The organism is Paraburkholderia sp. BR10954 (assembly GCF_040965775.1).
Taxonomy (GTDB): domain Bacteria; phylum Pseudomonadota; class Gammaproteobacteria; order Burkholderiales; family Burkholderiaceae; genus Paraburkholderia; species Paraburkholderia youngii.
This window is the reverse complement of sequence record NZ_JBFRCK010000034.1, coordinates 29,990-43,477: the sequence shown is the minus strand read 5'-3', so window position 1 is coordinate 43,477 and position 13,488 is coordinate 29,990. Positions and strand designations below refer to the sequence as shown.

The 13,488-nt window shown below is 61.1% G+C and carries 14 protein-coding genes and 3 pseudogenes; 11 read left to right on the top strand and 6 right to left on the bottom strand.

Translation table 11 applies throughout. The annotated features are described in order from the left end of the window. Positions 1-22 precede the first annotated feature (22 nt). From AB4Y34_RS33125 to AB4Y34_RS33110, 4 genes and pseudogenes are all read left to right on the top strand, one after another. Positions 23-997 carry a LysR family transcriptional regulator gene (locus AB4Y34_RS33125; RefSeq protein ID WP_368718431.1) on the top strand — a complete coding sequence of 325 codons (975 nt, stop codon included), beginning with the start codon at positions 23-25 and terminating at the stop codon, positions 995-997. Between the two features lie 864 nt (positions 998-1,861). Next, positions 1,862-2,233, top strand: a complete 372-nt coding sequence (locus AB4Y34_RS33120) for a hypothetical protein (protein WP_368718430.1) — start codon at positions 1,862-1,864, stop codon at positions 2,231-2,233. A 2-nt stretch (positions 2,234-2,235) separates the two neighbouring features. After that, positions 2,236-2,694 (top strand): universal stress protein, encoded by a 459-nt coding sequence (locus AB4Y34_RS33115; protein WP_176105821.1) that lies wholly within the window; start codon positions 2,236-2,238, stop codon positions 2,692-2,694. 337 nt (positions 2,695-3,031) lie between these two features. Beyond that, positions 3,032-3,633: pseudogene (locus AB4Y34_RS33110) on the top strand (transposase); the annotation flags it as partial. Positions 3,634-3,773: 140 nt separating this feature from the next. Here AB4Y34_RS33110 and AB4Y34_RS33105 read toward each other — a convergent pair. From AB4Y34_RS33105 to AB4Y34_RS33095, 3 genes and pseudogenes are all read right to left on the bottom strand, one after another. Further along, positions 3,774-4,816 (bottom strand): annotated as a pseudogene (locus AB4Y34_RS33105) (IS66 family transposase). A gap of 30 nt (positions 4,817-4,846) precedes the next feature. Next, the gene (gene tnpB, locus AB4Y34_RS33100) at positions 4,847-5,191 is read right to left on the bottom strand and encodes an IS66 family insertion sequence element accessory protein TnpB (protein ID WP_176383568.1); all 345 of its coding nucleotides are present in this window, start codon (positions 5,189-5,191) and stop codon (positions 4,847-4,849) included. Beyond that, a complete protein-coding gene (locus AB4Y34_RS33095; RefSeq protein ID WP_368598948.1) occupies positions 5,188-5,613 on the bottom strand; it encodes a transposase in 426 nt (141 codons plus the stop codon). The genes tnpB and AB4Y34_RS33095 overlap by 4 nt, the downstream gene beginning before the upstream one ends. 864 nt (positions 5,614-6,477) lie before the next feature. Between AB4Y34_RS33095 and AB4Y34_RS33090 the strand changes: the two genes are divergently transcribed. The 3 genes and pseudogenes from AB4Y34_RS33090 (at position 6,478) to AB4Y34_RS33080 (ending at position 8,336) form a co-directional block, all read left to right on the top strand. Continuing rightward, entirely contained in the window at positions 6,478-6,939 is a 462-nt protein-coding gene (locus tag AB4Y34_RS33090; protein ID WP_368718429.1) for a hypothetical protein, read from the top strand. A gap of 9 nt (positions 6,940-6,948) precedes the next feature. Then, positions 6,949-7,641, top strand: coding sequence for a protein mobD (locus AB4Y34_RS33085; RefSeq protein WP_368718428.1), 693 nt, complete (start codon positions 6,949-6,951; stop codon positions 7,639-7,641). Beyond that, positions 7,634-8,336: pseudogene (locus tag AB4Y34_RS33080) on the top strand (hypothetical protein). The gene AB4Y34_RS33085 and the pseudogene AB4Y34_RS33080 overlap by 8 nt, the downstream one beginning before the upstream one ends. On the opposite strand, the gene AB4Y34_RS33075 reads toward AB4Y34_RS33080, so the two are convergent. Both AB4Y34_RS33075 and AB4Y34_RS33070 read right to left on the bottom strand, forming a co-directional pair. Next, a complete protein-coding gene (locus AB4Y34_RS33075) occupies positions 8,294-8,632 on the bottom strand; it encodes a hypothetical protein (protein WP_176383566.1) in 339 nt (112 codons plus the stop codon). The pseudogene AB4Y34_RS33080 and the gene AB4Y34_RS33075 overlap by 43 nt on opposite strands. 266 nt (positions 8,633-8,898) lie before the next feature. Continuing rightward, positions 8,899-9,888, bottom strand: a complete 990-nt coding sequence (locus AB4Y34_RS33070) for a LysR family transcriptional regulator (RefSeq protein ID WP_255208983.1) — start codon at positions 9,886-9,888, stop codon at positions 8,899-8,901. A gap of 102 nt (positions 9,889-9,990) precedes the next feature. Here AB4Y34_RS33070 and AB4Y34_RS33065 point away from each other — a divergent pair, with 102 nt between their 5' ends. The 4 genes from AB4Y34_RS33065 to AB4Y34_RS33050 all read left to right on the top strand — a co-directional run bounded on the left by AB4Y34_RS33065 (position 9,991) and on the right by AB4Y34_RS33050 (position 13,281). Then, a complete protein-coding gene (locus tag AB4Y34_RS33065; protein WP_368718427.1) occupies positions 9,991-11,484 on the top strand; it encodes an aldehyde dehydrogenase in 1,494 nt (497 codons plus the stop codon). Between the two features lie 22 nt (positions 11,485-11,506). Continuing rightward, positions 11,507-12,169 carry an NADPH-dependent F420 reductase gene (locus AB4Y34_RS33060; protein WP_368718426.1) on the top strand — a complete coding sequence of 221 codons (663 nt, stop codon included), beginning with the start codon at positions 11,507-11,509 and terminating at the stop codon, positions 12,167-12,169. Positions 12,170-12,177: 8 nt separating this feature from the next. Beyond that, complete coding sequence (locus AB4Y34_RS33055; protein ID WP_368718425.1) at positions 12,178-12,867, top strand: NADPH-dependent F420 reductase; 690 nt, start codon at positions 12,178-12,180, stop codon at positions 12,865-12,867. A gap of 69 nt (positions 12,868-12,936) precedes the next feature. Next, on the top strand, positions 12,937-13,281 hold the full coding sequence (locus AB4Y34_RS33050; RefSeq protein ID WP_368367350.1) for an ester cyclase: 345 nt from the start codon (positions 12,937-12,939) through the stop codon (positions 13,279-13,281). Positions 13,282-13,313: 32 nt separating this feature from the next. Here the strand turns inward: AB4Y34_RS33050 and AB4Y34_RS33045 are convergent, their stop codons facing one another. Beyond that, entirely contained in the window at positions 13,314-13,484 is a 171-nt protein-coding gene (locus AB4Y34_RS33045; protein ID WP_368718424.1) for a hypothetical protein, read from the bottom strand. Between the last annotated feature and the right edge of the window lie 4 nt (positions 13,485-13,488).

The following is a 13,488-nucleotide window of genomic DNA, read 5'->3' as shown; positions in this document are numbered from 1 at the left end:
AGCGAAACTTGCGAGGTGCGTGATGGACCAGCTTTACATGTTGCGTGCATTCGTCGCTGCTGCGAGGTATCAGAGTTTCAGCAAGGCCGCCGAATCGTTGAATGTGACCACCGGGTCTGTTTCAAAAGCGATCGCCAGGCTTGAAGAATGCGTCCAGACGAGAGTCTTGCTCAGGACCACGCGGTCCGTTTCCTTGACAGACGCAGCACAATCGTACTATCTGATTTGTTGCCGTTTGCTCGAAGAGCTCGACGAGGCTAACCGGCGCATTGCGATGGAGCACGAGGTCAATGGCGGAAAATTGAGCCTTGTCGTGCACCCCATGCTGGTAAACGGGGTGTTCCCACGCTTGGTGCGGCGCTATCGAGCCATCGCGCCTCATGTGAATCTGATGGTTTCCGTTCAGGATCACCCCGCGAACCTGTTCGATGGCCGTTTCGATATCGCCATTCTTCCGCCTCAGCTGGTCGAGCAGTCCACCGTAATTCGCCGGACGCTAGCGCACTCGCCTCGCATTCTCGTCGCCGCTCCGGCCTATCTCGAGCAATATGGCGCACCGGAATCCGCTGCGCAGCTCGCCAATCATTTTCTACTGATCGATCCGGAAACGAGAAAGAAAAATGCGGAGTTCATCGATCTCTATGAGGGTGTCCGGAAGGTGAGCGTTTTGCCCATGTCGTCGATGGAAGGTGACCAGCTGCTGCTTCGCGCGGCAGCGCTCGAAGGTACCGGCATTGCCACGCTGCCTGAAACCATGGTTCGCGACGACATTGATAGGGGAGATCTCGTGCACGTCCTGCCGGAATGTACGGCATCGGAAAGCAGCATTGAAATATGCCTTTTCTATGCTCATCGGGAACTGATCCCGGCACGGATCAGGATGTTCGTCGACTTCTGCACCGAGTTCTTTCGGGCTCCTGCCAGGTCGGCAGTTATTGATGCAATGCGCGTGCCGCGACCGGCCGTGCGGACCAAAGATCTCGAGATGATTTCGTGATGGCGTGTTGATGCCCCGCCCACTCGCGCCGTATTTGCGAAATGGACGCCAGCAGCCCTAACTGGGAGAGGAGATGCCCGCAATAGTGTGGGCGTATTTGAGGAGGTGGTATCGCAGCGACGCCTCATTGCGATATATACCACCACTCGTTGACGACGTCCCGTAAGCCAGCTTCTCGATACTCCCATGGAATGGAAGGATCATTCCCGAGGCTACGGGATTCTCTTGGCTATTGAAGGTGATTAATCTGCCTAGGTGTTTCCCCGGGAGGCCCCCCTCCATCACCTTGCTAGAGAGATCGAAATGAAATTGCTTACTGCTGTTCTTTTTGCATGTTCGCTGTCGGCCAGCTTCGCTGTTCACGCAGAACCCCTTGCCCCCGCGCATGCGGATGTTCAACAAGCGGCCGAGGCGGGTACGTCCGCGGCGAATACATCCGAGGCGAATACGAATCGCGCGCCGCGGCGCCGGGCTGCGGCTCCGGCCAGGGACCCTAATGCCTGTGTGGGTCCGGCGAGTTTCTGCGACCTGTTTTTTGGCAGTTGAGGTCGCTAAGGGTTGGCGCCGCGCGCATCGATTGATCGCGATCGAGCACACACAGCGGGAAAAAAGAGCGATTCACCGAGCGTGTGAATCCCCTCATCGAGGCGCGGCGACCATAGTTTCTCGTCGTTGAACTCAACCGCCGGATTGGCGCGCACAGCGTGTCCAGGCGAACGCATGACTCCGGGTTGCGACCGAGCCTGAACTTCATTCAGCCATCGGAGCGCATCGGTGCAGAATCATAAAACCTACGGCTTGCACTGACCTGCCGCGAAACCGATCGCTCCTGGTGCCGGCTCGCTTGTGGACGAGGATGGGTCGATGCTGTGGAAGAACCCAATGACCGTCTCCCTCACGAGGTTTTCGGGGGTCTTCTTACGGGCACGCGTGCGGGCGAAGGTTCATCGGCCGTATCGGCGCGACCGCGCTTCCGTGTATCACAACGTCTTTTACGGAGTTCGTGGCCCGGAGAACGAGCTTTCCATGCTGCTCCAAGCTTCGCATGACGCGCTTGGTCGGCAGCCGCAGGTTATCGCGCTTGTCGCGGAGGCACGCCTCAGGAAGACCGGCATCTTGCAGGAGTTCTGCCGTTGGCTGAACCAGTTTGAGGATGCCAGGAACTACTGGCCCGACACGCTTCCAGGCGGCGATGGCACCCAGCATGTCAATCGTATCTTCAAAGGGTATCTCTAGCCATGTTCAATATCCTCCTCGTTCCGTTGGACGGCACAGCCCAGAGTGTCCGCGTCGTCGACCTGGCCAGCCGCGTGGCGGCTCCAGGCAGGGCAACCGTACACCTTCTTTGCGTTGTCGACCCATCCTACTTTTTGCCTCCCGGTAGCGAAAGTGGCACCGCACCCGATCGCCTGAATTATCCGCCTGCACGGGCGCAGACATCTTTCGCACAAGCCGTCCTGACTGCAGCAGCCGCCCAGCTTGCCGATCGGAATCTCACCGTGGAACAGCACCTCTGCGCGGGAAATTCTCCGGCCGACGTCGTCATCGAACAAGCTCGGCTGCTGACCGCGGAGGTCATTGTGATGGGACATCACCATTTGTCGCGGCTACGCCGCTGGGCGAACCCGTCGACGAGCGGGGAGGTCATTGATCGGTCGCCGTGTGCGGTACTGATCGAGACATGGGACAAAGGCTAACCGGGGTGACTTTGATTTCCGGTCAATTCTCCGGCTAGCCGCACCCAAGCTAGCCGTGGGTTTGCCTTTGCTCGCCAAATCAAATACGTGCAAAATCAGTTGGCTGCTGTCTATCCGCCCGCGCTGCAACGCGTCAATGCTTTTGTAAACGGCGCAAAGTGCCAGATGCCGCGATAGACGCTTTTTCAGATTGGCCCGACACCGCCGCACCGCAGTTCGTCGTGTGCCTCATGATCTTACGTTGAATTGATTCCAACATCGCCGTGGTTCGTGGGCGGAGCACGATAGCCTTGGGTCCATTCCGAGGAACGAAGCGATGCGCGCACAGACGAAGGATGGTGCCATGCAGACGAACCATGGCGATACGGCAGGAGGTAGGGCAACGGTTGAAAAGGGGATGGCCGGAGTTCTGGAAAGGTTGTCAGGACGTCTTCCCGCGGTATTGATCGACTCGCTGCGAGAGCAGTGGAGGGGCCTGGATACGATCGACCGGCAGGTCGGTCAGATCGAGCGCCGGTTGCTGGAGTGGATGAAGGACGATCACTCAGCCAAAGCGATCGCAGCAATTCGTTGCGTAGGGCTACTCACTTCGACGCCGGCAGTGGCAACGATGGAACACGCCGAAGCCTTCAGATCCGGCCGCGAGTTTGCTGCATGGCTGGGTCTTGTGCCGGGCCAGACTGGCTTGGGCGGAATATCAGGCTGTGAGGACTCAGTAGGCGAGGTGACACATATCTGAGGACTTTGCTGGTTCATGGAACGCGCAGGATTATCTATCGGACCAAAGAGCCGGGGCAGTGGGTGGAGCAGATGAAACAGCGGCGTCCGTTGAACGTCGCAATCGTCGCCATGGCCACCAAGCTCGCCCGAATAGGCTGGGCGGTGCTGGCGCATCAACAGCCATACCGTGCAAATCACCGGCGCAAAAAACCTGCGTGATCCAGACGGCAGTACCTTGCTCATCTTTGAAAGTAAGCGTAAGCGGCTCGGCAGGGCCGGTCCCCGATCCTGCCCGGTCAAACGGCGGGCGGGGGCGGAGTGGCCGGATTCAGTTTGACGGCCACGTTCCAGGGAAGCAGTTAGTCGATGCGGTTGACCTTGTGGTCCGCAATATGAGTGAGCACGTATTCGAGATAGGCACGTGGGTTGATTTCGTTGAGTTCGCACGTACCGATGAGACTGTACATCGCCGCCGCACGCTCACCGCCGCTGTCGGAGCCGACGAACAGGTAGTTTTTCCTGCCCGACGCTACGCAGCGCAGGGCATTTTCCGCGAGCACGTTGCTGATCTCGGCGCGTCCGTCCTCGCAGTAGAACGTGAGTGCCGCCCAGTGGTTCAGCGAGTAGTTGATCGCGCCCGTGAGCGTGGACTTCTTCGACATCGTCGCAAGCTTTGCACTGATCGTCGATTCGAACGTGTTGAGCAGCGGTTTGCTCTTTTCCTGCCGCACAGGGAACCGCTCATCGGGTGGTTTGCCGCGAATGTCGGCTTCGATGCTGTAGAGCTCGCCAATCATCTCGAGTAGTTTCCGGGTATCTGGAGTCGGTGTACGCTCGTGAACGTCGCATATGTACTTCCTCGCGTGATCCCAGCACGCCGCTTCGTGCACGTCGCCGTTCGCATACAGGTGATCAAGCCGGCGTAGGCATCCGCCTGCAGGATTCCCTCGAAGTTGGCGAGATGCGTTTGCGGATGAATACCCTTGCGGTCCGACGAGTACGTGAACCAGACTGCCGCAGGTCCGCCGAGCCCGAGCGCCTCACCCAGCGAATGCATGTTCGTCGCGCATCTGGGGCAGAGCGGATCAGGCTCGAGTACGATCTCCTCGCGCGGCAGGTGTGGCGGGAGCGGCTCTCGCGAAGCCGATTTGCTGGCCGGCGCATTCGGTGTCCTGTCTCGCTGTTCGCGCCTCGGCAGCACCACGGCCGCCCGTCAGGTCCTCCAGCTGCGCCTCGAGCTTGTCGATCTGCGCCTTCAGGCGTTCGATCCCGTCATCTCGCGCGGCGAGTTCCTGCACCATCTTCGCGATCGATGCCTGGTGCTCAAGCAGCGATGCCTGTTGCGCGAGCACCATGGCATGAACTCGGCGACATTATCGGGCAGCGGCGCTTGATCGGGCATGCGTCGCAGTTTACGAGCCTTCCTCGCGGTTTACAACATCGAGAGTGCGGCGGTGCGTCGTGGCTGTCGCCAGTCGATGCCCTCGAGCGACATCGACAACTGTGCGCTCGTCAGATGGATCTTGCCGCCATCGGCCTGTGGCCAGATAAAACGGCCTCGCTCCAGACGCTTTGCGATCAGCCAAAGCCCGTCGTCGGTCGCCCACAGAAGCTTCACGAGATCGCCGCGGCGCCCGCGAAAAATGTACAGGTTGCCGCCCAGCGGATTCTCCTCGAGTGCCATTTGCACCTTGGCAGCCAGGCCCTGGAAGCCTCGGCGCATGGCCGTGATGCCCGCAACAAGCCAGATATGCGTACCCGTTGGCGGAGAAATCACGAGCGCAAGCTCCCCAACACTGTCCGAAGCATCTCAGCGTCGACAATACCGTCGACCTTAACCAGTGCCCGGCCGATCCGAACCTCGATTGACCCGGCCGGCGCAGCGGGCCTCACGACCTCAGACTCTGGCAGCGCAGAAGGTTCATTGACCGATGACACCTCGTTCACGATTGCCACTGGAACGAGTTGCACCGCCTCGGCTTGCTGTTCCGCCAGATATCGGCGCCGCCAGGTGAACACGAGGTTCGCGTTCAAGCCGTTCTTGCGGGCCAACCTGGAGATTGACACCCCCGGTTCGCAAGCTGCCATCGCCAGGCGACGACGGAATTCGGCACTATGGTTCGGGCGACCTTTACGGCTACCGGGCCTCTGTGTTGGCTCTGACAAAATGGTGTCCACCACTTCGAAAATGATGGACATCACTTTGATGCCGATACTTGCGGCCGTCTACAACGGCCACCGCGAGCCGCTTACTGTGCTCCTCCGAATGCTGTTTGCGTTTTCATCGTCAAGCGCTTATTTCACCTCTACGGCCAGGACGTGTCTGGCAAGGTTTTATTTCGAAAGAGGGTATCGCGTCGGCAGCTAATCGACTTCTTCACTCAGCGTTGATCCTTGGGCGCCCAAAACCGGCGACGGCCTATCCTGCCGTCACCGATTTTCAAGTTGTTGTCGGTGTCGAGCGTGACTTCGGTGTGCACGAGATACAAGCCGTGTACAACCCAAATGCGCGTCCGTGTAACTGCCGTGCGTTGCGACTTCTCGGTCGTGATGCAACGAAGCGCGCGGCGTGCGTCTGATCTGCGAGTGCTGCGCGCTCGAGATGTAATGCACGGAAAAAGAATGTCGACAACGGGGTGACGTCGAATGTGCGCGACCTGTCACGTGATGCAAGCCAGGTGGTGTTAAACGCTCGGGTGCCTCTCGCACGACAGTAACTATCCATACAAGTCGAGTGTGCAGGCGTGGCGACTGCGAAGTGAGGCAGAGGCGTGCCGAGTGCGTCTACCAGTGGCTTCAAATGCGCCGCGGTTGTCTTGCAGCGTGAATCCACGGGTGTACGGTGCTCGCCGCCGTTGAAGTCCGCGTGCATGCGTGATGCATGCGCGCAATTCCGTGTGCGTGGACGGGACGTCGAACAACAGCAGAAAAATATTTTTTGTTCCGTCCTGTTCCGCTGGATTCCGCTGTATTCCAGCCACGCCGGAAAGCACCAGCGGTGGGTGTTGACGACGTATTAACGCCTGTTCAAGATGCGATCAAGGTCGTGCGTCGGAGCCAGTCATGCCGGTTGTCAGGAGTTTCACGCGAGGGCAGTGGGAGGCGCTCGGACGCAGGCTGGATGCGCTGCCTGAAAAAGCGACAAGCGATCAGCCGCTCAAGGTAAGCGACGGCGTTGAATCCATCCAGAAACAGATCGGCACAGCGCGGGAGAAGGGATACACGCTCAGTGAACTGATCGAGGAGGCTGCACAGGAAGGCATCGCTGTATCGGTCAATTCCCTGAGATACGCGATGCGCCGTGCGGAAGGAAAAGGACGAATCCGGCGGGGCGGGAATGAGCCGGCGCGCGCCAATGCATCGGTCGCCGTACGAGGCAGGAAACCCTCACAGGCAGATGCAACACACGATAAACCGCCACGCAGCGGGACACAGCAAAAAGGCGATGGGGGCGTAACCAGGCCGGGGCAACCGGTGAGGGGCTTCCTCGGATTTTCGATCAGCCCGGACACCGAAAATCTGTAGAGGTGTGGCATGGCAACAGCAAATCCCCCCATCTATATGGTCGGCGGCAGCAAGGGTGGTGTCGGAAAGAGCGTCGTGACGCTGGCACTGATCGAGTACCTGCGACGCACGGACGTCGACGTCGTGCTGGTCGAGACGGATACGTCCAACCCGGATGTCATGAAAGCGGTTCACGGTGAGATCGAATGCGGGGCATGCGATCTGGATGACGCGAGTGGCTGGATCGATTTCGTCAATTTCTGCGACCGGCACCGGAACGCGACCGTTGTCGTCAACACGGCAGCGCGGAGCCAGACCGGCGTCGCGCAATATGGAGCAACGCTAGCCAGTACTCTCGATGAACTGGCGCGACGACTTGTTGTGCTGTGGGTGATCAACCGGCAGCGGGACAGCCTCGAATTGCTGTTCAAGTTCGGGGCGACGTTTCCGGATGCGGTGACGCATGTGGTGCGTAACGGCTATTTCGGTTCACCGGAGAAATTCACGCTGTACCGGGATTCACAACTGAGGACGGCTGTCGAGAAGCAGGGCCAGTCGCTGGATTTTCCGGACCTTGCGGATCGCGTCGCTGACGAGTTGCGTAGCCAGCGCCTGTCGATCCGCAGGGCGGCGGAGACAATGCATATCGGTGAACGGGCAGAACTGCTGCGCTGGTGCGCGCTATGCGGAACGATGTTTGCCAGGGTGACCGCCGGTGGGTAACAGACGCGGTGGACCGCCGGACGCGCTCGCCCGCCTGTTTCTCGACGTCACGGGTGAATTGCCCGACGATGCCAGTGTCCTGAGAATGCGGCGGGTGTCCGGCGTACTCAACCTGCGCGACAACGATGCACTGTGGTCCGTGCTGGTCATGCTTGAACATTACGGGCGGCTCTATGAGGCCATGCCGGAACGGATCCGGCAGGCGGGCACGGGCAGTCTCGATGCCGTGCGGGCCGAAGCACGCGCGGCGACGGATGCGCTGATGGAGCAGCATCGCGATGCGCTTGCCCGCTGCAAGGCCACGATCGAACTGGCGGAGCAAATGACCGCCGAGCACGACGCGCGCTACCGGGCTGCGGTTGCCGCGCTGAACGACGAGGCGCTGGCTACACTCACGCAGCGGGCAGCGAACCACATTGCCCGCGTTGCTGGTAACCGGCTCGTGGGGGCGACGACTGTCGCCGTACGTGAGCAGCAGAAACGGATCGATGTCGCGCTCACTCGCCACGCGGCGACTCGTGCGGGCATGCTATGGGCTGGTCGTCGGTGGGCTCATTGTGATGCTGGCGGCGGCGGGTGCGGGCGCGCTGGCCGGATGGTGGGCAGGCGTGCATTGGGGGCGGGCATAGGGCTCGCCGTCTGCCCGCACGGATTACAAGTCGTTTGTGTCACCTTCCATGAAGTCAGCGGCGTGACGAAGCACGTTTGCTGCCGTGTCGTTCTGGTCGAAGGCGATCATCGGTGCCCGGTAGCCTTCATCTTCGGCGCGGACAAGGGCCATGTCATAGTGCTGGCCTTCGTTGTATTGCAGATCGGTGGCTTCAACGAAAGTCAGGTAGAGGTCGGGAGAGCCTTCGGCATTGGTGGCGAGCACGGCCATGCGGATGCGGTTTGTCATGATGGGTTTCTCTCGTTCAGTCCGGCAGGCGGCGGATACGGGCTTGCCGCCTGCACTGTCCGGCGAGACCAACGACGACAGCGGCAATTTCATTGATGACGAAAGTGCCAACGGGTGACACACAGGTGTAGGCCCTCCCCCATCATGCCGCGACAGGTTCGCCACCTTCGGTTCGCCTGTCGCTGAAACGCAACACTAATTAGCCTAGGAACCGCAACGGAACTCAGCGTAGGTTTTGGCGTAAGTTTGTCGACAGAGGCCTGTCGGGCAAGGCCGCTACACTACTTCGACGAGAACGAATAGAGAAAATTGCGGACCTTTCTGGGTAAATCCGAAGTATTCCGCCGTCGCCCGGCAGCCTACCCGGGAGCCTGCGTTTCCGCCTGCGTGGCCTGCTGCCGCCGTCCGATCGCGATCGCGCGCTTCATCGGTTCGCTTTCCCGCACTTGCGCCACGACAAATTCAACAAATGCCGTGACGCGTGGCGGCAGATGCCTGCGAGCGGGGTAGTAGACGCAGATGTCGCTGCGCCGCTCGGCGCAACCCGGCAGTACATGCTTCAGTCTGCCGGCGTCGATCAGCGGCGCCGCGTGATGTGCGCCCAACAGGGCGATGCCACAGCCCGCGACGGCGAGTTCGGTCAAGGCCTCGGTGTCCGTCACGACGAGCCGGGAGCGAGGCTGAAGCACAATCTCGCTCGTGCGCGCCTGAAACTTCCACGTCTGAATTCGTCCGGTATTCGGCGAACGAAACGAAATAAGCTCGTGGTGCTCCAGCTCTTCGACGGACGAGGGCTCCCCATGCCGTTCAAGGTATGCCGGCGCCGCGCAGAGAATCAACGTCAACGGTGCGAGCGTTCGCGCGACCACACTCGAATCCGTATCCTTGAGCTGACCGATCGCGCAGTCATAGCCCTCCAAAATCAGGTCCACGCGGCGATTATCGAAACGCAGATCGAGCTCGATCTGGGGGAAGCGCTCCCTGAATCGGCCCAGCACGGGCAGCAGCGCCGCGCGACTGAATGCGATCGGCAACGATACCTTCACGGGTCCGCTCAACTGCGTTTCGTCGGATGACAACGTCGTGATCGCGTCCTCGATCTGCTGCGTCGGCTGCCGCACCTGCGCGTAGAGCCGCCGCCCTTGCTCGGTGACCGACAGGTGCCGCGTGGTCCGCTGAAACAGCCGGCAGCCGACCAGCGCCTCGAGCATGCCAATCTGTTTGCTCACGGCGCCGGGTGTGACCCCGAGCTGGCGGCCGGCGGCCGAGAAATTCGCCAGATCGACCGTCGCGGTAAACGTCTTCAATGCCCGCAAGAGGTCAATCGAGCTGGCTCCGTCCGCTTTCATTTTGCACCTCCGCTCACAACTGTTTTCTCTCCGGGTAGCATAGACGAGCACTGCCCCGGCGCTGAAAATGGTCTCCACTTGGCAACAGTCAGGAGGTCGATCATGGTCCAGGAATCGACGGCGCTCCCGCGGCGCAAGTGCATGCCGCGCGGTCAGCTTCTTATCGACGGCAACTGGCGTGACGCATCCGACGGATCGACCCTTTCGAGCATTGATCCGACCACCGAAGGGATGGTCGTGGAGTTCGCGAAGGCGACCGTGACGGACGCCGACGCGGCGGTCAAAGCAGCACGCAGGGCATTCGAGACGGGCGCCTGGCGGCGCATGCATCATGAAGCGCGGGCAAGAATCCTGTTTCGCGTGGCCGACCTGCTCGAAGAGCGGGCGGAAGATTTCGCGTTGCGTGAATCGATGGATATGGGCATGCCGTACCGCGATTTTGTCGACGTCATCATGCCCCACTGCGCGGGCCTTTTCCGTTTCTTCGGCGGGATCGCGATGCACGCGATGGGAGGCGCCTATCGCACGTCCTACGAACCACACATCCGTATCCTGACGCGTCGCGAACCGCTAGGCGTGGTCGCAGCGATCACGCCTTTCAATTTTCCGCTGGCGCTCACCTGCTCGAAAGTTGCGCCGGCGTTGGCAGCCGGCAACACCCTCGTGCACAAGCCGGCGTCCGATACGCCGCTGACCGCGCTCGCGCTCGCTCAGGTGATGCTCGATGCAGGGGTGCCGGAAGGCGTCTACAACCTGATCACGGGACCCGGCGGATCGCTCGGCGACGCGCTCGTGAAACACCCGCTCGTCGACAAGATCGCTTTTACCGGTTCGACCGCTGTCGGCCAGACGATTATGCGCAACGGCGCGGACACGCTGAAACACACGACGATGGAGCTCGGCGGCAAGTCGCCGAACATCGTGTTTGCAGATGCCGATGTGGATGCGGCAGTCCAGACGGCCTTCTGGGGTGTCTTCTGGAACAAGGGCGAAGTCTGCGTCGCCGGTTCACGACTGCTCGTGGAGCGGCAAGTCTACGACGAGGTCGTCGAAAAGCTGGCGCGGATGGCGCAGGCCGCCGTGCTGGGCGATCCGCTCGATCCACGCACACAGGTCGGGCCGATTGCGTCGAGGGCGGAATTCGACAAGGTGCAGCGGTACATCGATGCCGGCAAGTCATCGACGGCCCGCCTCGTAGCCGGTGGCGGCACCCGCCGGATCAACGGCAAGGGGCTCTTCATCGAGCCCACGGTGTTCGCCGACGCGACGAGCGATATGGCCATCAGCCGCGAGGAGATTTTCGGACCGGTGCTGCCGGACATTCCGTTCCAAGGCGAACAGGAGGCCGTGCGCATCGCGAATGACACGCCGTATGGGCTCGCCTCAGGCATCCAGACTCGCGATCTGGGTCGCGCATTGCGGCTCGCGGATCGCATCGAGGCCGGCACGGTCTGGATCAACACCTGGCACAAGTATCACCCGCGCGGACCCTTCGGCGGCTACAAGATGTCAGGCTACGGCCGCGAGCAAGGTGCCGAGGCGCTCGAGAGCTATACGCAATACAAGTCCATCTGGGCAAACATTTCGCAGGCCTGACGATAGGGAAGGAGGCTCGACCATGAAAATCGGCATCATCGGTGCGGGAAATGTCGGAACCGGTCTCACGAAGCATCTGCTCGGCAAAGGGCACTCAGTGATGCTGAGTTTCAGTCTCGACACAGAGAAGCTCCGGGCAACGGCGGCGGAGCTGGGTGCGGAGGTCGGCAGCGTCGCCGAAGCGGTGCGATTCGCTGATGTCGCGGTGCTGGCGACGCCCTGGAGCGCCGCGGCCGACGCGCTCGCGCAGGTCGGCGCGCCACCCGGGCGGAAGGTGTTGTGGGACTGTACCAATGCGCTGAGGCCCGACATGAGTGGTCTCGTCGTCGGCACGACGACTTCCGGCGCCGAAGAGATCGCGAAGCTGGCCCCCTGGGCAACAGTGGTCAAGGCCATCCCGCCTTTCGCGGAGTTGCTGCATTCGACGGAAGTAAGGGTCGGTGGCGAGCGGATAGGTGTGTTTGTCTGCGGCGACGACGCAAACGCGCGGACGGTCGTCGCGCAACTGGTTGGCGACATCGGCGCCGAGCCGATCGACGCCGGTCCCCTCACGCTTGCGCGCTACACTGAACCTGCCGCCATGCTGCTCGTACAACTCGCATACACACGCGGGTTCGGCACGAGAATCGGCTTCTCGTTATTGCGCGATATAGCGGGAAACGTGCCGGGTGGCTCGCGTTCCTGATCGCGCAGGTGACGCTGGCGATCGCCGGCGGAGGAGAGGGTGAAATGAAAGTTGGTGTATTGGGTTCAGGTGATGTCGGGCGGGCACTGGCGGCAGGTTTTCTCAAGCATGGGCACGAACCGATGCTGGGTACGCGCACGCCCGGCAAGAACGACGTGCAGGAATGGGCGCGCAATCACGCCGGCGCAAGGACCGGTACGTTCGACGAGGCCGCCCGCTTCGGCGACATCGTGGTGCTGGCAGTCCTTGGCCGCATTGCGGGAAACGTGATCGAGCTTGCGGGAGCGGACAATCTCGCCGGCAAGACCCTGATCGACGCCACCAATCCGCTCGCCGATGAGCCACCGGTCAACGGCGTGCTGAAATATACGACAGGTCCGAACGAATCAGTCGGCGAGCAGATTCAGGCCCAGATTCCCCGTACGCACGTGGTCAAGGCATTCAACAGCGTCGGTAATGCGCTGATGGTGGATCCGCAGTTCCCGCAAGGCACGCCGACCATGTTCCTCTGCGGCAACGACGAACAGGCGAAGGAACGGGTTGCCGCGATCATCCGCGAGTTCGGCTGGGAACCCTACGATTGCGGAAGCATCGTCTCGGCACGCGCGCTCGAACCGCTTTGCATGCTGTGGTGTCTACCGGGCTTCCTGCGCAACGAATGGCGGCATGCGTTCAAGCTATTGACCAGCGAGGGGTGAGCCATGCAGCCATTACCCGTGCCACCGGCAGGCGATCCGGGATTCACGCTTGAAGAAATGAAGCAGTTCGTGATCGAGCACTTCGAGAACTTCGTGAACCGGAAGAAAGCGGAAGTTGCGCGGCAGAACCTGAGCGTCGATTTCCTCGACCATGACGAACCGTCAGGTCCCCAGGTCGGCCCCGAAGCCGCGATTGAGATGATGACGGAGCTTTACAAAAAATGGCCGGACCTGCATGTCACTGTCGAAGACATCCTCGCTGAGCGGGACAAGGTGATGGTCAGAAACACCTGGCGCGCGACCGACGCGACGTCCGGGCAGAAGATCGAGTTCCACGGCTTCGTGCTGTGGCGATTTGCGAATCGCAGGATTGTCGAGAGATGGGCCACGGTGACCGCGCCGCGCGCAGTGTGACAAAAGCTGCAGTAAGCCGGAACGCCAGCAACCTAGAACACGCCGAAATCGTCGTTGCTATCGGGAATCGCGGCGAGCAGGTTCGCAAGCGCGCGGCAGCCGATCAGGCTCGAAAGCATTATCGCCGCGCGCAGCCAGCACTCGGCGCGTGAGTCTGGGTACGCCGCTGCTCGCGCCACGCCGTCCGCTTGCCGGACGTCCATGCAG